Source organism: Limnobaculum parvum, assembly GCF_003096015.2.
GTDB classification, from domain to species: domain Bacteria; phylum Pseudomonadota; class Gammaproteobacteria; order Enterobacterales; family Enterobacteriaceae; genus Limnobaculum; species Limnobaculum parvum.
Genome location: NZ_CP029185.2, coordinates 1768212 through 1789055 on the forward strand (window position 1 = coordinate 1768212; position 20844 = coordinate 1789055).

The 20844-nt window shown below is 44.4% G+C and carries 18 protein-coding genes and 1 riboswitch; of the genes, 10 read left to right on the forward strand and 8 right to left on the reverse strand.

Annotation, left to right across the window (positions count from 1 at the left end; genetic code table 11):
- Nucleotides 1–24: 24 nt before the first annotated feature.
- A complete protein-coding gene (locus HYN51_RS16460) occupies nt 25–324 on the reverse strand; it encodes a hypothetical protein (RefSeq protein ID WP_192878461.1) in 300 nt (99 codons plus the stop codon).
- Here HYN51_RS16460 and HYN51_RS07120 point away from each other — a divergent pair.
- The 4 genes from HYN51_RS07120 (at nt 323) to HYN51_RS07135 (ending at nt 6882) form a co-directional block, all read left to right on the forward strand.
- Nucleotides 323–1831, forward strand: coding sequence for a TolC family protein (locus HYN51_RS07120; protein ID WP_192878463.1), 1509 nt, complete (start codon nt 323–325; stop codon nt 1829–1831). The two genes, HYN51_RS16460 and HYN51_RS07120, sit on opposite strands and share 2 nt — an antisense overlap.
- A 32-nt stretch (nt 1832–1863) precedes the next feature.
- Nucleotides 1864–2148 (forward strand): IS1/IS1595 family N-terminal zinc-binding domain-containing protein, encoded by a 285-nt coding sequence (locus HYN51_RS07125; RefSeq protein WP_108899387.1) that lies wholly within the window; start codon nt 1864–1866, stop codon nt 2146–2148.
- 219 nt (nt 2149–2367) lie between these two features.
- Complete coding sequence (locus tag HYN51_RS07130) at nt 2368–4329, forward strand: peptidase U32 family protein (protein ID WP_108899388.1); 1962 nt, start codon at nt 2368–2370, stop codon at nt 4327–4329.
- A 51-nt stretch (nt 4330–4380) separates the two neighbouring features.
- The gene (locus HYN51_RS07135; RefSeq protein ID WP_108899389.1) at nt 4381–6882 is read left to right on the forward strand and encodes a DUF3772 domain-containing protein; all 2502 of its coding nucleotides are present in this window, start codon (nt 4381–4383) and stop codon (nt 6880–6882) included.
- A 138-nt stretch (nt 6883–7020) separates the two neighbouring features.
- On the opposite strand, the gene HYN51_RS07140 is transcribed toward HYN51_RS07135, so the two are convergent.
- The gene (locus tag HYN51_RS07140) at nt 7021–7635 is read right to left on the reverse strand and encodes a LysE family translocator (protein WP_108899390.1); all 615 of its coding nucleotides are present in this window, start codon (nt 7633–7635) and stop codon (nt 7021–7023) included.
- 218 nt (nt 7636–7853) lie between these two features.
- Nucleotides 7854–8264 (reverse strand): YgiW/YdeI family stress tolerance OB fold protein, encoded by a 411-nt coding sequence (locus HYN51_RS07145; RefSeq protein WP_108899391.1) that lies wholly within the window; start codon nt 8262–8264, stop codon nt 7854–7856.
- 177 nt (nt 8265–8441) lie between these two features.
- Here HYN51_RS07145 and qseB point away from each other — a divergent pair, with 177 nt between their 5' ends.
- The 4 genes from qseB to qseC (HYN51_RS07165) are packed head-to-tail and all read left to right on the forward strand — an operon-like array spanning nt 8442 to nt 12515.
- Complete coding sequence (gene qseB / locus HYN51_RS07150) at nt 8442–9104, forward strand: quorum sensing response regulator transcription factor QseB (RefSeq protein WP_108899392.1); 663 nt, start codon at nt 8442–8444, stop codon at nt 9102–9104.
- Entirely contained in the window at nt 9101–10453 is a 1353-nt protein-coding gene (gene qseC, locus HYN51_RS07155; RefSeq protein WP_108899393.1) for a quorum sensing histidine kinase QseC, read from the forward strand. The genes qseB and qseC (HYN51_RS07155) overlap by 4 nt, the downstream gene beginning before the upstream one ends.
- 56 nt (nt 10454–10509) lie before the next feature.
- Nucleotides 10510–11172 carry a response regulator gene (locus HYN51_RS07160; RefSeq protein WP_108899394.1) on the forward strand — a complete coding sequence of 221 codons (663 nt, stop codon included), beginning with the start codon at nt 10510–10512 and terminating at the stop codon, nt 11170–11172.
- Entirely contained in the window at nt 11169–12515 is a 1347-nt protein-coding gene (gene qseC, locus HYN51_RS07165; protein WP_108899395.1) for a quorum sensing histidine kinase QseC, read from the forward strand. Before HYN51_RS07160 ends, qseC (HYN51_RS07165) begins: the two co-directional genes overlap by 4 nt.
- Before the next feature lie 162 nt (nt 12516–12677).
- On the opposite strand, the gene HYN51_RS07170 is transcribed toward qseC (HYN51_RS07165), so the two are convergent.
- Together HYN51_RS07170 and eptA are read right to left on the reverse strand one after the other, a co-directional pair.
- The gene (locus HYN51_RS07170; protein ID WP_108899396.1) at nt 12678–13052 is read right to left on the reverse strand and encodes a diacylglycerol kinase; all 375 of its coding nucleotides are present in this window, start codon (nt 13050–13052) and stop codon (nt 12678–12680) included.
- Nucleotides 13053–13084: 32 nt separating this feature from the next.
- Nucleotides 13085–14722 (reverse strand): phosphoethanolamine transferase EptA, encoded by a 1638-nt coding sequence (eptA, locus tag HYN51_RS07175; protein ID WP_108899397.1) that lies wholly within the window; start codon nt 14720–14722, stop codon nt 13085–13087.
- Nucleotides 14723–14970: 248 nt separating this feature from the next.
- Here eptA and HYN51_RS07180 point away from each other — a divergent pair, with 248 nt between their 5' ends.
- Complete coding sequence (locus HYN51_RS07180; protein ID WP_108899398.1) at nt 14971–15645, forward strand: helix-turn-helix domain-containing protein; 675 nt, start codon at nt 14971–14973, stop codon at nt 15643–15645.
- Between the two features lie 97 nt (nt 15646–15742).
- On the opposite strand, the gene mntP is transcribed toward HYN51_RS07180, so the two are convergent.
- Nucleotides 15743–16312 carry a manganese efflux pump MntP gene (gene mntP, locus HYN51_RS07185; protein ID WP_108899399.1) on the reverse strand — a complete coding sequence of 190 codons (570 nt, stop codon included), beginning with the start codon at nt 16310–16312 and terminating at the stop codon, nt 15743–15745.
- Between the two features lie 8 nt (nt 16313–16320).
- A riboswitch (yybP-ykoY riboswitch) is annotated at nt 16321–16507 on the reverse strand.
- Nucleotides 16508–16737: 230 nt separating this feature from the next.
- Between mntP and HYN51_RS07190 the strand changes: the two genes are divergently transcribed.
- Nucleotides 16738–17481, forward strand: a complete 744-nt coding sequence (locus tag HYN51_RS07190) for an SDR family oxidoreductase (protein WP_108899400.1) — start codon at nt 16738–16740, stop codon at nt 17479–17481.
- An 84-nt stretch (nt 17482–17565) separates the two neighbouring features.
- On the opposite strand, the gene HYN51_RS07195 is transcribed toward HYN51_RS07190, so the two are convergent.
- Both HYN51_RS07195 and dcuC read right to left on the reverse strand, forming a co-directional pair.
- Nucleotides 17566–18744, reverse strand: coding sequence for a sugar efflux transporter (locus HYN51_RS07195; protein WP_108899401.1), 1179 nt, complete (start codon nt 18742–18744; stop codon nt 17566–17568).
- Nucleotides 18745–19003: 259 nt separating this feature from the next.
- Nucleotides 19004–20425 carry an anaerobic C4-dicarboxylate transporter DcuC gene (dcuC, locus tag HYN51_RS07200; protein ID WP_108899402.1) on the reverse strand — a complete coding sequence of 474 codons (1422 nt, stop codon included), beginning with the start codon at nt 20423–20425 and terminating at the stop codon, nt 19004–19006.
- Nucleotides 20426–20844: the final 419 nt, after the last annotated feature.

The window sequence follows — 20844 nt, forward strand, 5'->3', positions numbered from 1 at the left end:
GAAGATTATTCTCGCCAGCCTGATTTATTCGGCAATATATTCACCGGCTCCGTTTGCCGCAAGTCGCGATGAGGTTATGAGTTTGATTGATGAACTCAGTACTTCAGGACAGCAAAAAAATAGTTCACCGTCTGTGAAAACGGCACCATTGACCAGTACGAAAGGGCCATTACCGGTTAAATTACTATCAACAACGTCAACAGCAACAACCCCCGTAGCTGTTTCAAGTTCAACACCGCTAATACCGGTGAAAACAACAAACGTTTCCCGAACGGTAGGATACGCGCCAACAAAAGCGATGCCGGTAAACGGTGTAGTAAACATGGATAAGCCTGCGACAGGCTCCAAACTGGCAACATTACCCGGTATTGATGAGTATCTGAAAGGCGGCGCTTCACCGTTATCATCGCAACCAATAACAGTCGCAGAGACACCGGATGTGATAGAACCAGTCACTAAGGCCATTACTCAGCCTGAACCACCAAAGATCGCGCCTCAGCCGATTGATACTCCGGTCGTCGCAGATATATCAAGTAAGAAGACCTTAAATGATAACGATTGTCTGGGGGTTGGGCAGGGTAAGGGTAATTTAAGTTTTTATGACGTCGTGGTGATGGCGATGTGTAATGACCCTAAAGCTAAAGCGACATGGTTAAATTTACAGCAATATCAGATTGCCAAAGACAGCAGCTATGCAGGCTATATGCCCACCGTGGATTTGAATACTAACTTCGGTCATCGAGAATTAACCCAAACCGTGGATAAAAAAGACTACAAAACGAAAACCGAATCTTGGTCGAACACGTTGGAACTGAGCTGGTTGCTGTTCGATTTTGGTCAACGTGAAGCCAGTGTTGATAAGGCGAAAAGTGAGCTAATTGCGGTTGAATTTTTGTCACTATCTGATTTGCAAGAGGTGGTGCTGGATGCGGCACAACGATACTTTGCGGTTATCGCTTCAGAGGCTTATTTGGAGGCCGCGAGGGATATTGAAGTGATTGCCTATAAAAGTTTGCAGGTAACTCAGGGTAAAAGAGAGGCTGGTGTTGGTGAGTTAGCGGATGAGCTTCAGGCCAAAAACGCCGCCTTATCGGCCACTAACTATCGAATTAAAGCCGAAGGTGAAGTCCGTAATAGTATGGGGGCTCTGGCTTCCATACTGGGTAAGGATATCACTAAGGATATTAGCTTTCAGAAAGGATTGTCGGTTCCTTCTCAAAATGCCCTGAATAATATTAATCAGTTAATCGAAAAGGCCCTAAACCAACATCCGCAATTACTGGCGGCTAAAGAGCAAATTACCGTCTCGGAAAAAGCGCTAAGCGTAGCGAAAAGAGGTTTTTTACCCTCAGTTTATTTTACTTCTCGCTGGGGTAACGACCGTCCTAAATATGGCCCTGGTTACGATAGTGATGAGTTGTACATGGGGATTAATGTTAAAGTGCCTCTGTTTAGTGGTTTTAGCCAATACAACGCCGTCCGTTCCGCACAAAACCGCTTGGAGCAGACGCAAAATCAGTTTGTTCAAACTAAACAAAGTATTGCCTTGCAGGTATGGCAAACCTATCAGCGGTTATCGACGGCTGAAAGCAATCTGAAGAATATGCACGATTTGGTGGCGTCTTCCAGCCGTGCCTATGAGATTGCTCGTGGTCGTTATCAATCTGGCGTCGGCAGTATTTTGGAACTATTAAATACCCAAAATGATTTATCAGAAGCCCAAATCAATAATGTTAACACCATGGTAGATTGGCATTTAGCCAGACTTTCGCTGGCTTCCAGTTTAGGGCAGTTAAACGTATCAACCATAAAAAGCAGCGCGTTGAATTGATGCAGAAGTTTTGGATATAGGAAGGTGCCGAAATGAAAATTGCAGCCATCATGTGTCATCACTGCGGTAGAAAGAACTGTGTGCGACGGCATGGTAGAGCTCGCTCAGGATTACAACGTTACTACTGTTCCGGATGTGGTCGGACATTTCAAATTAACTATATTTATCAGGGTAATGAAGGAAATATTTTACGGCAGATTGAAGCGTTAAGCGAAAAAGGAAAAACCCAGATGGAGATTTGCCGAAGTTTAGGTATCACCGCGATGGAGCTCGATCGCTACTTATATTTAATCTCAATAGAAAATAAGACTCATTAAGTACTCTCCGTCCGTTTCTTCCTGTCTCGGATTATCCCGCCTGATAGCGGGATAATCATCTAAACTTAATATCAGATAAACTCTCTGCCATGACTAAGATCCCCATGCGCGGAAATTCAAATCTAATGTACAATGCCGCACGCTGTGGCGGGCTGCCGTCAATACTGTCAGGTTCGCTACCTGTTCTATACGATTAACCACTTTATAATTTAGTGATATATGATACTTTCAGACAACCAAATAGAACTACTCAGTCCGGCAAGAGATGTAGAAATTGCCCGTGAAGCCATTTTGCATGGTGCCGATGCCATCTATATTGGCGGCCCCAGCTTTGGCGCTCGTCATAATGCAGGGAACAGTCTGAAAGATATTGCTGAGTTGGTTACTTTTGCTCACCGTTATTATGCCAAAGTGTATGTTACCCTAAATACCATCTTACATGATGATGAGCTAGAACCGGCAAGACAGCTTATTTATCAATTGTATGATGCCGGTGTTGACGCGCTGATCGTTCAGGATATGGGCATTTTACAGTTAGATATTCCTCCTATCGATCTGCATGCCAGCACCCAAACGGACATCAGAACCCTTGAGAAAGCGAAATTCTTATCTGAAGTGGGTTTCTCTCAGTTGGTTCTGGCAAGAGAGCTGAATTTGGAGCAGATTCGACAAATTAAACATAACGTTAGTGCGGCGATTGAATTTTTTATTCACGGCGCATTATGCGTCGCGTTTTCCGGTCAGTGCTACATTTCTCACGCCCAAACTGGTCGTAGCGCCAACCGGGGCGATTGTTCACAAGCTTGCCGTCTACCCTATACCTTAAAGGATGACAAAGGCGGTATTGTGGCTTATGACAAGCATTTGCTCTCAATGAAAGATAACAACCAGGCAGCAAACTTGTCTGCGTTGATTGATGCTGGCGTGCGCTCTTTTAAAATAGAGGGGCGTTATAAAGATATGGGGTATGTGAAAAATATCACTTCCTATTATCGTCAACAAATTGACCAGATTTTACACCAACGCTCTGACCTGTCCGCCGCTTCCAGTGGTAGAACACAACACCACTTTACGCCTAATCCGGAGAAGACATTCCATCGGGGAAGCACCGACTACTTTGTTAATCAACGGCAGATGGATATTGGCGCATTTGATTCCCCTAAATATATTGGTTTACCGGTCGGTGAAGTGCTTAAGGTCGGGGGGAACTTTCTGGATGTTAGCGTGACTGAACCATTAACTAATGGAGACGGCTTAAACGTATTAATTAAGCGAGAAATTGTCGGTTTTCGCGCCAGTAAGGTAGAGAAAACGGCCGAGCTTCGTTACCGGGTTTATCCTAATGAAATGCTGCCTGAATTTAGTAAGATACGACCCAATCATCCGCTAAACCGTAATCTGGATCACCTATGGCAGCAGTCATTGCTGAAGTCATCCAGCGAACGTAAGGTGAATGTTGCCCTCCACTTAACTCAGTCAGGATCCGAGTTATTGCTGACGGCAAGCAGTGAAGAGGGCATTAGCGTGACAGCGTCACTTGTTGGTGATTTTGACATAGCGAATCAGGCCGAGAAATCGTTACAAAGTTTGAAAGATGGTTTATCCAAGTTGGGACAAACTATCTATCGTACCATTTCTGTGACTGTCGACTTACCGGTGGTGTACTTTATACCCAGTGCTCAACTCAACCAGTTACGGCGGGATGTGATTGATTCACTTACGGAAGCCCGGCTTCAAAATTATCAGCGTGCGGAGCGCTTACCGGTCTCTGAGCCTGCCCCCGTCTATCCTGAAACTCACTTAAGCTTCCTTGCCAATGTTTATAACCATAAGGCGAGGGAGTTTTATCAACGATTTGGTGTCAAACTGATTGATGCCGCTTATGAAGCCCATCAGGAAAAGTCAGATGTGCCGGTAATGATTACCAAGCACTGCCTACGTTTTGCCTTCAATTTATGTCCTAAACAGGCCAAAGGCGTTCAGGGTGTAAAGGGGCGGGCAACGCCAATGCAACTGGTACACAATGATGAGGTTCTGACGTTGACCTTTGACTGTAAGCCATGCGAAATGCTGGTATGGGGTAAGATCAAACCACATGTACTGAAAGCACCACTGGCGGGGAGCGTAGTGGCTTCTATTTCTGTTGATGAGTTGAAAAAGACTATCAAACCTAAGCTGTAACACTGACTATTATCTCAAGCTGACATGTAGTGACGTTTGGAGTATTGCTGTATGTATCGATTTTCAAAAATATTATTTCTAATTTTTTCATTGGTTGTTATTGGTGCAACTGTCCCTTCAATATATGCAGCGCCTGCCAGCAGTAATACCAAACCGTCGGCAATTAAACCGCAAGACCCATCTCCGGTGAATAAACCGCAAGATCAGGAACAAGAAGAAAAGAAAGACGTCAGCACCGCGGAGCTTGAAGGCTTACAACAACGGCTTAGTGATATTAAGCAACAGGTTTCCTTGGTAACCAAAGACAAGGAGTTTAGCGCCCTGAATGCGCAGGCGCTGGAAGTTTCGCATAAGGCAGAAGAGTACATCAGCATTCTGACGCCGGTGTTAACGCAAATACAGGCACAACTGGATGTTATTGGGCCAGCTCCTGCGCCAGGGGCTTTGGATGAAACGCCGGAAGTGACCAAACAGCGCAATGCATTAAACGCGGATAAGGCGTTAACCGAGAAAAAGTTAGAGCACTCTCAAACGTTAAAAACCAATGCCAGCAATCTTTCCAAGCAGATTATAGAACTACGGCGAAACGCGCTGAAAACGCAGTTAGCATTAAACTCAGGAAGTATTTTAGGGCCGCGTTTTTGGGCACCTATGTTTAGCCCACAAACAGATGATTGGTCTAAAATTGCGAGTTTTAGTCAACAGTTGTCTGACAGTGTTGTGCAAGCCTGGCAGCCGGATCGTTTGTTTGGATCAATCATCTTGTTGGCTCTGTCCATTGCCGTTTGGATCTATGCCCGTAAATATTTGGAAAAAGCGCTGGTCTGGTTGAGTATCTGGGGTTTTCCGGATGGCCGCTTACGCCGTACTTTTTTAGCTTTTGCCACGGTTATTGTGACAGTTATTACTGTGTATGGTGGTGCCAATCTGTTCTATCAGATTTTTGCCCGTAACAATACGCTACCACCAATGATAGATAATTTTGCCAATGGCCTGTTAGGGTTAACCATCTTCTCCGGGCTGATTGCCGGGTTGGGCCGGGCACTGCTTTCTAACCAGCGGCCATCATGGCGGTTAATAGCGATGCCGGATATGATTGCCAGCGCACTGAAGCTTTATCCCACCGCAATTGCTATTTTGTTGATGTCTTTTGGCACCCTAGAGCAGCTTAATAACGTTATTGGAAGTAGCGTATCAACGGCGATCTTCAGTAATGGTATTGCATCGCTGTTACTTGCGTTATTGGTATGGAAAGCAACACGTCAAACTAACCGCATTCGTCGGGAGATGGCTGCGTTAGGTGACCCCTTAGAAGCCAGAGCTTCGCTGGGTAGCCTCATTCATTTAGTCGTTAGCGCCGTTTCGATTGGTATCGTATTAGCCTTATTGATTGGTTACATTCCACTGGCACGTTTTTTAACCTACGAGCTGGTGTGGGTTGGGATTGTTTTATCCTGCCTCTATTTAACCACCAAGTTGCTGGGCGATCTGTGCGAAAGCCTGTTCTCAGTTAGTCACGCCAGCGGAAAATGGATTAAGCAGGCGCTAAATTTGGATAATCGCTATCTAGAGCAGGCAACCCTTCTGTTTTCTGCCATAGGAAATACCATTTTGGTTCTGTTGGCGGCCATTGCGCTGTTTAACGGTACCTATGGCGCATCCACGCCAATGACCATTGTTGATAAAGCTATCGATATTTTGGGGAGCGATAGTTTCGGTAAAATCAATATCGTTCCGGCAAACGTAATGAGCGCCCTGATTAGCCTAGTGGTTGGATTGTACATGCTACGCACTGTTCGTCGCTGGCTGGGACAGAAGTTCCTGCCTAAAACCGCGATGGACACTGGGATGCGCATGTCGTTAGTCACGCTGTTCAGCAACATTGGTTATGTCTTACTGATTCTGATTACCTTATCGTTACTGGGTATTGAATGGAATAAACTGGCCTGGATCGTTAGTGCGTTATCGGTGGGGATCGGTTTTGGTCTACAAGAGATTGTTAAGAACTTTATCTCAGGTCTGATTCTTCTGACAGAGCGTCCGGTAAAAGTAGGGGATCTGGTTAGTATTAGCGGTGTTGAAGGGGATATTCGACGTATCAACGTCAGGGCCACTGAAATTCAGCTTAGTGATAAATCAACGGTGATTGTGCCCAACTCTCAGTTAATTTCTCAAAACGTGCGTAACGTGACCATGGGTAATGCTCAGGGTGTGGCAACCATTCCATTAATTTTCCCGCTGGATATCGATCCTGAACAGGTTCGGGGTATTTTGCTGCAGGCTTATATCGCACATGAAGCTATTCAAGATACACCCGCACCTTCTGTCTCGTTTAGCCAGTTAACGCCGGATGGTATTACGCTAAGCGTCACCGGCTATGTCAGTAGTCCTCGGGTCGTCAGCCGAACCAAAAGCGATCTACTATTTGATATTCTCAAGCGGTTACGGGCCGAAAACGTTAAACTTTCTAGCCCACAGAGTCTAATCGTGCAGAATTTGCCTCCAGAGATTGTTGCAGCCTATACGGATAACAGCAAAAAGGATATCGAGTAATTAGCTAAAAGCTCCCCCGTTAATCCTCTTTAATGTGGATTAACGGGAAGGGCGATCCCCTGCTTTTGTATTGTGTTTTTCTCGCCGTGATGACTACCGTTTTAACGATATTTCTTGGGAGCAGAGTGAAGGATTGCTTTAGCCTAAAGCGACTTTAATACCTAAACCAATCAAGACTACGCCAAGTACTTTGTCCACCATGCTTTGCACTTTTGCTAACCCCCGCCGAACTGGAGCGCTTTGGATTAAAACGATCAATAGTGGCCACCAAATAGCGGCAAGGATCCAGATAATAAAGGCATACCACAATTTCTCACCGGTGCTGGAGTTAATACTCAATACTTGGGTAAAAACCGACAGGAAGAACAGCGTAGCTTTAGGATTCAGTAAATTACATAAGTAACCCTGAATAAAGGCATTTTTATAGCTGGTTTTTTGATGGCTAAGGTTAGTGACGTCCATTTTACTGCCACCGCGAGATAACAAAGCCTGAATGCCAATCCAGATCAGATAGAGTGCGCCCGCATACTTTAAAAGGTTAAACAGCCACGGTGTTGCAGTAATCACAACCGCTAAACCAGCGACACAATATGACATATGGGTCGCAACGCCCAAAATGACCCCTAATGCAGTCATCATCGCTACTGAACGACGATAACGGGCGGCATTTTTAATCACTAGAAAAAAATCAGGTCCCGGTGACAGCATGCCTAGGGTGGCGATAGTGGCAATAAAAAGAGAGGTTTCCAGCATGCAAACTCCAACGTATATCCGTGGTTGTAGGCTTCATGCTTTGATCATGTCAGAGCTTAATTAAAATACAAAGCGGTTAATGAAGCGCTGTATAGGAAAACTGGGAACGTTGCACTTTTGTTAAAACAAAAAAACCTGACAGGGTAATCAGGTTCTAAAGGCATTCTAGGTAAGGATATCAAGAAATGGCAGGCGTCGATCGTTTTACCCGTTAGCCGTTATTTAATCTTGCTCATTTGTTTTACATCCAGTTCAATGGAATTCCAGTCTTTATTGATTTCACCCTGAAGCTCTACGGAATTGGTCGGGGAGATAGTCAGACCATTCCAGCGCTTATGGTCAATATCGACATTAATGGTGCCGGTTTTATCACGAAAAACATACCGTTCTTTGCCGATTTGCTGTTCGATATTTCCTTGTAGGGTAACCCAAGTATCATCATCCATGGTCAAGGCTTTCTCAACCGTCATGGTGCCAGCATTAGGCCCTGAGAATCCGACTTCTTTTTGCGTTGGCTCGCTGGTCGTTGTTTCTGGGCCGTTAAATCCACCCTCGGCAGTGCTATTTTGGGCAAAGACAGACGCACTGGCTAATGTGGCTAGTAAAGCTAATATCGTTAATTTTTTCATGTTTTATTCTCTCGATGGTTGATGATCAATTCTTTTCTTCAGCCATTAAACCATTCAGTTCTTAACGGGATCTTAATCGAGTGAAAATAAAAAATATTTTTGCTTAACCGGCCTGCGACGATAGCCACATCGAGATTTATCCTGTAAAAATAGGCCGTTAATCAACGGGGGGACATTATGCGCATCTTGCTTATTGAAGATGATCGGCTGATTGGTGACGGAATCAAATCAGGACTCACTAAGCTAGGGTTCTGCGTGGACTGGTTTTCCGAAGGGAAATGCGGTCAACAGGCAATCGATACTGCGCCTTATGATGCTGTTGTTCTCGATCTTTCTTTGCCGGGCATTGACGGCATAGACATTCTGCGCGACTGGCGTAAAAGTGGATATGATGTGCCGATATTGATTTTGACGGCTCGTGATGCGCTAGAACAGCGGATTGATGGACTACAGCAAGGTGCGGATGACTATCTGTGTAAGCCTTTTGCCCTGACAGAAGTAGCAGCTCGATTACAGGCGTTGATTCGTCGGCGTCATGGTCAGATCTCGCCGACGCTCTCCTATGGGCATGTCGTGTATGAACCGGCGAGCATGAACGTGACCAGCCACGGAGAACCCGTGATTCTTAAACCCCGAGAATTGGCTATTCTGGAACTGTTTTTACATAACGCAGGTCGAGTTTTAACTCGACCGCTGATTGAAGAAAAACTGTATAACTGGAATGAAGAGGTTTCCAGCAATGCGGTTGAAGTTCATATACACCATTTGCGGCGAAAACTGGGGAATGACTTTATCCGCACAGTATATGGAGTGGGATATACGCTGGGAGATAATAAGTGAAAACACTGAGTTTGAGGCTGCGCCTGATCCTTCTGTTTATTCTGCTGGTAACGGTAACTTGGTCGATATCCAGCTTTCTGGCGTGGCGGCAAACCAGCAAAAACATTGATGAAATGTTTGATACTCAGCAAATGATATTTGCTAAACGGCTTACGGTGTTGCAACCAGCAATGGCCGGTAATCTTTCTCAGCAGTTACCTAAAACTAAGAAGTTATTACGCCATAACCGAGGCTCTCAGGACGACGACGCTCTCGCTTTTGCCATTTTTACGCCTGATGGTGAAATGGTGTTACATGATGGGGATAATGGTAGCAACTTCATCTTCAACTATCATCAGGATGGCTTTGCAAACAGCGTAATCAAAAACGATGACGACCTTTGGCGCATTGTCTGGCTAAAAACGGTCGATAATCGTTATATTGTTGCCGTTGGTCAGGAATTGGACTACCGTGCTGACATGCTAGGAGACCTGCTAATTTCACAGATCCAGCCCTGGTTGATTGCACTACCATTGATGGCGGCGTTGATGGTTTGGTTAATTACACGAGAATTACAACCGCTACGACATATTACTAACCAGCTTAATCGACGTCAGCCTGATGACGAATCGCCGTTAAACGCAACCCATCTTGCCAGTGAAATTCAGCCGATTGTTAATGCGTTAAATAAATTATTTACCCGTATTGGTACCATGCTAGTGCGAGAGCGACGCTTTACTTCTGATGCTGCCCACGAGTTACGAACTCCTTTAGCCGCGCTTCGAGTACAGACAGAAGTGGTGCAAATATCGGGTGATGATGAAGCGATGCGTCAGCATGCATTAGCCAATCTTACTGATGGTATTGATCGTTCAACCCGGGTTGTCGACCAGTTATTGATGCTTTCGCGGCTGGATTCATTCTCTCAATTGGATGATGTGCAGCAAATTGAATGGCAGACACTGTTACAACATGCCATTGCTGATATTTATCCGAAAGCTCAGGCAGAAAATGTCGATATTCGTTTAGATATCAGGCAAGCACCTATGCCAATTAAAGGGCAACAATTACTATTATCAGTTATGCTGCGCAATCTACTGGATAATGCGATTCGCTATGGTCGACAGGGTAACATCATCATGGTGACTTTAGATAAGTATCGCTTTAGTGTAGAGGATGAAGGGCCCGGTGTAAGTAACGAATACCTGCAACGTATTGGTGAACGCTTTTTTCGTCCGCCGGGTCAGGAAAAAACCGGTAGCGGGTTGGGATTATCCATTGTACAGCGTATTGCACATTTGCATGGGTTGGATGCTAAATTCAGTAATCGTGAACAGGGTGGTTTTGAGGTCGTCATTAGCTGGCATTAACCAGTTAATTTAGATTATTTTATTGGCGTAAAACTAATTGAAACAGGAGCTCCTGTATGAGGATACTGCTGGTTGAAGATGATGAGTTAATTGGTGATGGGATTCAGGTCGGTTTGACTGAGTTTGGTTTCACGATTGACTGGTTTAATGATGGTTTACAGGGGCAGAATGCTATCTATTCCGCACCTTATGATGCGGTTATCCTCGATTTAAGCCTGCCTCATATCGACGGATTAGATATTCTTAAACATTGGCGGCAAAACAAAATAGATACACCGGTACTCATTTTAACCGCTCGTGATGCGATAAAAGAGCGGGTTAGCGGATTACAATTTGGCGCAGACGACTATTTGTGTAAGCCGTTTGCACTGGAAGAGGTGGCAGCCCGCCTTCAGGCTTTAGTTCGTCGTCGCCACGGGCAGTTAAGTTCAATCATCCAATATAAAGATATTGCATTAGATACTGCCAACTATGTGGTGACCAAAAGTAGTGAGCCGGTGGTACTCACATCTAGAGAGTTAAAACTGTTGGAGCTGTTTTTACTTAGCCAGAACAGAGTATTAAGTAAGGCGCTGATACAGGAAAAGTTATACTCATGGAGTGATGACGTAAGCAGTAATACGGTAGAGGTACATATTCACAATTTACGTCATAAATTAGGTAAAGATCTCATCCGTACTATTTACGGAATGGGTTATGCCTTAGGCGACGAGAAATGAAAAGATTAAGCTTGCGTACTCGCCTTATCTTGATTTTTACTATTCTTATTCTGCTTTCTTGGGTTATTTCGTCAGCCATTGGTTACGTTAAAGTTCGCCACCGTATTCGGCTGGCGTATGATGCAGAACAGATTATGTTTGCTAAACGACTGGAGCGTTCTGGACTGGACGATCTGCTGGCGATACAGGCTAAAAACAACAATACTTCATTTCGATCTGACCGATTTAATCAAGCTCGTGATGCATTCTCATTTGCTATTTTCAGTATCGATGGCAAAAAGCTGATTACCGATCGGGATGATGTGCCCGATTTCATTTATTCTCCAACAGAAACCAAACTGGGAGAGTCGCCGGAGTTCAGGGAAAGTAAACTATGGCGAGTGCTGTGGCTTAAGTCTCAAGACCAGCGCTTTATTATCGCGGTCGGGCAAAAAAATGTCTATCGGACGCGGTTTGCTCGGTCGATTCTACTGGATCATCAGGTAACCCCTTGGGGGATCATGATCCCGATTATGCTACTCATTATCACGCTGATGATTAATCGTGAGTTAGTTCCACTTAAGCGGGTGACTTCAGAGCTTAAACTGCGAAAACCGGATGATGAAACGCCGATTGAAGGGAAACGTTTACCGTTAGAAGTTCAACCCTTTGTTGATGCACTCAACATGCTATTTGCCCGCATTGGCGATATGTTAAAGCGCGAGCGACGCTTTGTTTCGGATGCTGCTCATGAGTTACGTAGCCCGTTAACTGCGCTTCGGGTTCAGGCTGAAGTGGCACAGATAACGGTAAATAAACCGGAAGCACAGAGGAAAGCGCTAAACAACCTGACTATTGGTATCGATCGCGCTTCCCGACTGGTAGACCAGTTATTGACATTATCGCGGTTGGATGCTCAATCCGGTATTCCAGAGCAAGAAACGATTAACTGGCAGTCGTTAATACAGGATATGCAGCCGACTTTTTTTGCCAGCGCAAAAGAGAAGCAGATCAATCTGCAAATTAACTATCAAGGTATGCCGGCTGATAGGCATGGTAATGCGGTTCTGCTGTCACTCTTAATTCGTAATTTGGTGGATAACGCATTGCACTATACACCGGCTGAGGGTTCGGTCAGCGTCACCTTAACGGATCAACAGCTCGTCATTGAAGACAGCGGCCCGGGTGTCACTCAGGAACATTTGCAACGGCTGGGAGAACGTTTTTACCGACCTCCGGGGCAAACAAAAACCGGCAGTGGTTTGGGTATCTCCATCGTTAAGCAAATTGCCGAACTGCATGGCCTGACACTTAGCTTCACCAACCGTGAAGAGGGTGGATTCAGGGTTAGGGTTGGTTTCTAAGCATGGCTGAATGTTCAAGGGCTTTGCCCTTGAACATTTAAATCGTCGGGTAAGGATTCTCGGTTGGCAGGACGCTATCGGGAAATGCTTCCTGCCAGTACGATGGTGGGATGTGCGAAATGTTCACAGCACTCATAGGTCGATGGAAAGGGGGATGAAAAATTATCTGATCCCATACGGTAATAAAATCCCACCCCACACTAATGCCGCCAACAGTAAGGTTATCAGCACGGCTGCCGAACCCATATCTTTAGCTCGGCCAGACAACTCATGGTGTTCTGCACCAATTCTATCCACTACGGCTTCAACCGCACTGTTAAGTAGTTCAACCACCACCACTAATACCACCGAGCCAATCAGTAAGATTCGTTCAACAGAGGTGACATTCAGCCAGCAGGCAATAGCCACTGCGGCCAGACATAGTATCGCTTCCTGACGGAAGGCGGCTTCATTTCTCCAGGCGGCAATGAGCCCCGCGCGGGAATATCCTGCGGCATTAACAATTCGGGTAATGCCTGTCGCTTGAACTTTATTCATCATTTCTCCTGTCCGATCATCGGAATAGTGAATTAACTGGTTTTACGGCAGGATTGGAACATATCCAGTGCCGGTTGATATTCCGTAGTCTGAATATTGAAAATACCCAGCAGAGAGTGGAACAAATTGTCTTGGCTGAATTCGCTTTGTTTTGCCTCTTTGGCTAAACAACCTTCATCCAATTTTTGTACTTGGCGATATTCAGCGGATGTCCACAGCAGCATTGGTACGTGGGTTTGCTGACTTGGTGCGATGGCATAAGGCGTACCGTGCAAATACAGGCCACTTTCTCCCAGCGATTCACCGTGGTCAGACAGATAAATCATCGCCGTAGCGAATTTATCTTCATGCTTTTGCAGCAAACTGATGGTGTTGTCCAACATCGCATCGGTATAGAGGATAGTATTGTCATAAGTATTACGCAGGCTGGCTACGTCACAATCCTGAATATCATTGGTATCACAGGTTGGCGTAAACTGGCGGTACTCTTTTGGATAACGTTGGTAATAGCTGGGACCATGACTGCCCATCTGATGCAGAACGATAATGCCGTCATTATCGAGAGTATCGATGTAATCATCCAGCTTATGCAGCAGAATATCATCTAGGCAGGCACCATCCTTACAGAATTCCGGCAGATTTAATTTCGTCATATCTACATTAGGGACACGGTTACATACCCCTTTACATCCGCTGTCATTGTCGCGCCACAGTACATTAACTTTGGCTCGAGCTAAAATGTCCATGACGTTTTCGGTATGTTTAGCGGTTGATTCGCTGTACTGCTTTCTGGTCATATTTGAGAACATACAAGGTACAGAAACTGCAGTGGCTGTGCCGCATGAGCTAACATTATCGAAATATGTGACGTCATTTCGTTTTGATAATTGAGGATTAGTATCACGTGAATAGCCCCCCAGAGAGAAATTCTCTGCTCTGGCGGTTTCTCCCAGCACTAAAACCAGCAAGGTTTTTTTAGGCTGCTGTGAGATTAATGGGCTTTTATGGGCATCAAGACCAATTTGTTCAAATGGTTTGCGGGAGTCAATATAGTTAGACAGATTATTAGCCAAGCTGCCAACCACGTTAGAAGGGGTCAGTAATTTGACCATCTCTTTGTTATTACGGAAAAATGGGGCGTAATCTTTGTAGAAAAACAGTGAAATCAACACAATTACCAGTAGTGAAACAATGATATTTGTGGCTCTTACCCACATAAAACGCCAGCAGCTACGAGAAGGCGTAATTTTTGTCCATGCCACAATCAGGGCGGGAATAATCCCAAGTAAAGCAAACCACAGCACCATCTTAAGGGAGAGCAGGTCTAGCGTTTCATGGAGATCGGTTTCCAGAGCGTTCTGAGTCATATTCCTGTCAATGACTGTATTAAAGCTATACATAAAGTAATTAACGGCAGCACCAATCAAAATGAAGATAATGGCGACAGGTTTACGAAGGTAGGGAAGCAGCAGCAGGCTAAAGATGATATTCAGACAGCAAAACAGTAATACCGGCATAGACGCAGTGAAAAGAATATTGCGTAGGGAGTCCAGATCGATGACTTGCCATGCTTGGTGAAAGAAGCGGGTATTCTGAACCACGGTGATAAACAACGTAACAGCTATAACAAATAGAATATCATTACACTTTAGCCGGGCTACTTTTCTCATAAATGACGATCTCTGACAATTAAAAATAGGTAGATGCTTGGCATTTAATCAGATAATTCTTAATCAATTATTAAGTCATGAAGGATAAGAATCCAGCTAGGAAAGCATTACCGTTGAAGACCTTGTCAGGAAAAATTTACTCTTTGAAATTACTAGGGTTATTTAATTCCATTAAGTTATCTTTATTATCGAAATATTTTGATACTATATTTAGAACATGATTTTTTAATGCAACACAGAGGCAATAAATGGAATCTGGTATTGAAGAACGTGAATTGACCAATTTGAAAAGAAGAAAATATAATCTTCTGATTAAACAGGCAATGAAATTATTTGAAAAAGGCGCTTTTCCAACCGTAACGGAATTAGCCATAGAGGCTCAGGTATCTCGGGCAACGGCTTACCGTTATTTTCCAACTCAAAGTGATTTGATTTCTGCCGTAGTAGATGAAAGCCTTAAGCCGATTATTTTATGGAAACCAGAACAAGTCAGAGTTGAAGAACGGGTTAATGAGTTACTGACTTTTGCTTATCCACAAATGTTTAAACATGAAGGTGCGCTGCGAGCCGCATTACTGCTGTCTTTACAACAATGGGCAGAAGAACGCGCATCACTGTTTAAAGCAGAAACTGATATTGGTAAAGTGACAACCAAACGGGAAAAGTTGGTGAGAGGGCACCGTAAACAGATCCTTAGGCAGGTTACAGCTCCACTTCATGATGAACTGCCAGCGGCGCTGGTAGAAAAAGTAAATCATGCGCTGTCGGTTATTTATGGGTCGGAAGTGTTTATGGTATTGAAAGATATCTGGCAGTTAGAAAATGATGATGTTCAGTCGATAACACAATGGATAGCAAAAGCCATATTGAATCAAGCTAGGACCGATGCAGCACAGGTAGAGTCATTCATAAAAGATAAATAACGGCATATTATTAATAAAGGATTAACCGGCAGGAATAGCCAATAGCCGTTAATATCGCCCATGTGTGGATGGGCGATATTAGCTGTAAGGATGAGCGCTAAGCAGCCCACCCCAAATGTTCAAACAAGATATTAATACCGATACCAATCAGGACAATTCCGCCAATAATTTCGGCGCGTTTACCAAGAATGGGGCCAATAAAACGACCCAGCATCATTCCAAGTGTAGCCATCACCATGGTTGCCAGACCGATCGCCATTGCGGTATGAATTATATCAACCTGCAGCAAGGCAAGACCCACACCAACGGCCATCGCATCCAGACTAGTAGCAATGGCCGTCGTGACAAGGAGCCAGAAAGAATGGCGGTGTAACTTTGGCGCGTCAGCTTCAGGTCGCTTAAAACCTTCAACAATCATGCGGCAGCCTAAAATAAACAGTAGGGTAAACGCCACCCAGTGATCCCATTCGGTAACATATTGACCAGCGACCAGCCCGATACCCCAGCCAATTAATGGCGTAATCGCCTCAATACAGCCGAAGATAAGTCCTGTACGGAATGCTTCCCTAAAACGGGGTTTATGTAGAATTGCGCCTTTACCTACGGAAGCCGCGAAGGCATCCATAGACATCCCAAACGCAAGGATAAGTGTTGCAGAAAGGTTCATTGTTAGTTTCTCCGGCCGGGGCTCCTCATATACATACTGAACACCTCCCAACCTACATTGTGTTCAATATGTCTATGGTCTCGCCTACCTGACGGTTGCCTGCACCACGCTGAACTTAGGTAGTTCATGCGAGTATGTTGATACAGGCGCTTTTGTTGTGTTAACAAAAACCGGCTACTCCCCAATGACGGCACGCAGTTTAACACTCGTTTTCAGGATAGCCAAGAATAAATAACTCAATGATATCAATGATTAATTTTAAATGATTCTTATTATCATCTTTGGTTTTATGTCTATATCTGCTATTTGTATAAAATAGAAACAGTTAATTTTCTACACATTAATATCGTGCTGGCGATAGACTAAAATAAATCATAGTCATAATGCTAAACAAACCAATCAGACCAATCAGGTGGAATAAATTTATGAAGCAACAGGCTGTAAAAAAAGTCGCTTTAATTACTGGTGCATCCCGGGGAATTGGTGCGGCCATCGCAGAACGTCTGGCGTCTGATGGTTTTTCTGTTGTCATCAACTATGCCGGTAATCAAGTTATGGCGGATGAATTGGTTCATCAGCTACAACTAGCGGGGGCACAAGCAATAGCAATTCAGGCAGATATCAGTGATGCCAATGCGGTTAAGCGCCTATTCGATGAAGTGGAAACGGCGTTTGGGGGCATTGATATACTGGTTAATAATGCAGGCATTATGGCATTGGCAACCGTTGAAGAGATGAGTGACGCTGATGTAGACAGGCTGCTGGATATCAATCTGAAAGGAACCTTTTACACCTCCCGGGAAGCGGCAAAACGGCTAAAACAGGGGGGACGTATTATTAATTTTTCCTCATCGGTGGTCGGTTTGTTACAGCCCGGCTATGGTATGTATGCGGCAACAAAGGCTGGAGTAGAAGCCTTAACCAGCGTAATGGCCAAAGAGATGCGTGGTCGTCATATTACGGTGAATAGTATTGCGCCGGGGCCAACGGCGACCGAATTATTCCTTACCGGTAAATCCCCAGAGCTGGTTGATAAGCTGGCTCATCTAGCACCATTGGAACGTTTGGGACAGCCTGAAGATATTGCCTCAGCGGTATCATTTTTAGCCGGGCCTGACGGCGCTTGGATTAATGGGCAGACGCTGCGGGTAAATGGCGGGATTATTTAATGATCAAATGAATTTCACCAGTATCTTTCTAGGATACTGGTGAATTTGGCGATGGAATTGTCAGGCGATCCAGATATATCGCGATTACGCGATTTTAATCCTTAACAAACACATCGTTGCTACTAGACACATTACCGCGGCAATATAAAACACAGAGTGGAAGCTCCAGAGTTCAGCGACGGTACCTGCCAATGAGCCTGCAACAATCCAGCCTACCCGCACGGTATTGGTAAACAGCGTAGTAGCTGCGCCAGCCTGACCTGGCATCAGATCCTGAAAATAGAGCATACCAATACCGGCTAATATGCCGATAAAGATGGCATTCAGTAGCTGCAGAACCAGTAACACCCAAGGGGAAGTGAAAAAGAATAAACCAATATAGAACAGTAACCCAGCAATAATGGCGTAATGCATGAGTTTACGTTTTCCTAATCGCTGGGCGTAATAACCCGCGATCAGCATTACCGGAATTTCTAAACCGGCTGCGGTTCCCATCATTACGCCGGCGAGTTTTTCAGGCAAATGTAATTCGCTAATCAGATAGAGCGGCATATTAATGATATACATGCCGTTGCAAGTCCACATGAGCGAGCTGACGATAAACAGTAAGAGTACCGCCTGCCGATTTTGGCGAGGGGCCTGAACAACCTCACTATTTTGCTGCTTCACTTTTGGCATGGATGGTAAGGTATACCAAACCACTACCGAGCACAGGACAAATGCAATGGCTGCTGATAAGTACATGGTTTTAAAACCAAACCCCAGCGCCAGTGCAAAAGATAATGGTGGGCCAATCACCCACGCCAGTGATATCTGAGCCCGCAAGATAGAGCTAAACATCACAGCCTCTCGCCCAGTTTTATCCGCATGCTCTCTGGCCAGAGCAAACATCTGCGGCGTTGCCGTTGAGCCAAATGTAGATAACAGCACGCCAACAGTGAGCAGTAGAAAATAGTTGCGGTTAAACGCATACAAAATGCAACCTAATGCGCCAAATAGACAACAGCGGATAATCAGCATTTTTCGATCGCCGGATTTATCCGAATAGCTGGCGATCATTTGGCTGATAACAATGCCGATGATTGCACTACCGGTATAGAACAGGCCGACCAGAACTGGACGAGTTTGTACTTCGGTGGTTAAAAACAGACTTAGGGTGGGCGTCTGTAGTGCGCCAGCAATCCCGGTCAAAAAGGCGATAAACAGAAAAGCCAGCGACGTGATATCCGTCATTTGTTTTAAAGAGGCAGGGAGTGGTCGCATAAATAGAATCGTTTCAAATAATGAACTGAGCGGATAATACGCCGTTTAAATATAAATAAAAAGGTGTTTTGATTCTATAACTTAATGATAACAAAAAATATTAGTCATTATCAGCGATCAATTAATTGGTTAATCAATAACCTGAGGTCATTATTTTATTAAGGTTATTCTTTGACCAAATGTGCGATATTAATCAAATGTGAACAGAGGAAAGCAAATCCGCTATCGCCGAATTATATCGGCGATAGCGGTAAAGTGACTACAGGTTAAGCGGCACTTTAAAGTGAGAGGCAATAATGACCACAATCATACCGACAATCATCGGTACTGAAGTCCGCTTTACCACTTCAAACGGTGATATTTTTGCCATCCCGGAGGTGGCAACGACGACACCGGATACCGGGGACATGGTGCGTCCAATATTGGATGCCTGCAGCATGGGAATAACCAGATAGGCTGGGTTGATTCCCATTTGGTCAGCCAGTTTAGGAATAAATTCCACGAAGGCATAAAACGGCGCATTACCGGAACCTGTCGCCATTGCCGCCAACATCGTGATCACAACCAGAACCAGCATCATGATCATCGCACCACCGCCAGAGGATTCAGCCAAATGAATTAGGCCAGTAATAAACCCAATAGAACTTAACCCTTGCGCAAAAATACCCGCAGCGACTAACAGCATAACGACGGTAACAAATGCATCACCCATAGCTTTATAGGCGCAATCTAAACCAGCAAACATCTTCTTGGCACTGAAAGTGCGTAAAAACTCAATAGTTGCCGTTAACACCATACAGATAATAATGATGGTAATAATATTCAGATTAGGAATAACGTGAGCTACGCCTTGTTCGTTGGTGAAGGGGAGGTTAATTTTCCCAGAGAAGATTAATACACCAATAATCGGCAGAAATGGCAAAATGGCATAAGCCACAGGCGCATGGGTTTTAATTTGTGACACATCCAGCTTTTCACTGACGACATTCTCTTTTTTATCTAAATAGCGCTGCCAAAAGAAATGAGCAATAGCGATAGCGATAATTGCAATGATTGAAATAGGTAGCGTGGTATGGAAAGCAAATTCAATCAGCTTATCACCACCCATTTTAGAAGCCTCGGCAGCAACAATCACATCACCCGAGGTCGGAGATAAAATAATGGCAGCAGGGGAAGCACAAATGGCGGTAGCTGCACCGCGGCTTATGCCTACATTTACCATCAACGGAAATAGGGTGGCCATCAACAACACCCCCAGCCCGGTAGCGGACGATACGGCTAGTGACATCAGACAAGCGACAAAATAGGCGGCGATCATCAATACATAAGGGGAGTTAATATATTTGAGAGGGTGGGAAGCCAACTTGACCACCATGTCGTTTGCGCCAATATGCGTCATATAGGCAGCAAATCCACACAGAATCATAATCATCATGCCCAGATCAGCAGCCCGATTACTCAACAGCGTTTTCATAAACTCAAAAACGTCCGTTAGTAAAAATCCAGTGGACGCCTTTTCTGCCAGAATAGGACGCCCAAAAGCGATGCTAATCAATAGCAACAACAGACCGCCAATCAGCAACACGCCTGTAGCTGAATACCCCTTGATAATGTAGTAACCCACAGCAATGGCAACAATAGCACCGATGAGTAGATTGACCGTATATGGAACATCCGTCATATTTTTCTCCAACATGAGACACATAAAATAGCAGCACAATAAACGTATTGTGTGCAAAAAAATGATGTGTACTATACATATTTAACAAATATGACGCATCGATCGGATGAATAATATGATCAATGCTTTGAATTTTATGGTGATTAATCAAGTTAAGGCGTGTTAATAGTATCATCTACTGGTTTTTTGATTATGCAGCTATTCATTGCTAACCATCTATTATATGAACGGAATTTGGCATTATTTTAAATAAATCAATTTGTTGTGAGTAAAGAGCCCAATGCCGAGTAATTGACTTGTTATCCCCACAGTTTATATGGATTATTGCTCAGAAACAGTATTTTAGATAATGTCCAAAATAGGATGGTGAAATCGTAGTCAGCGGATGTTATAAATAGTTATTGTTCTAACAACACATT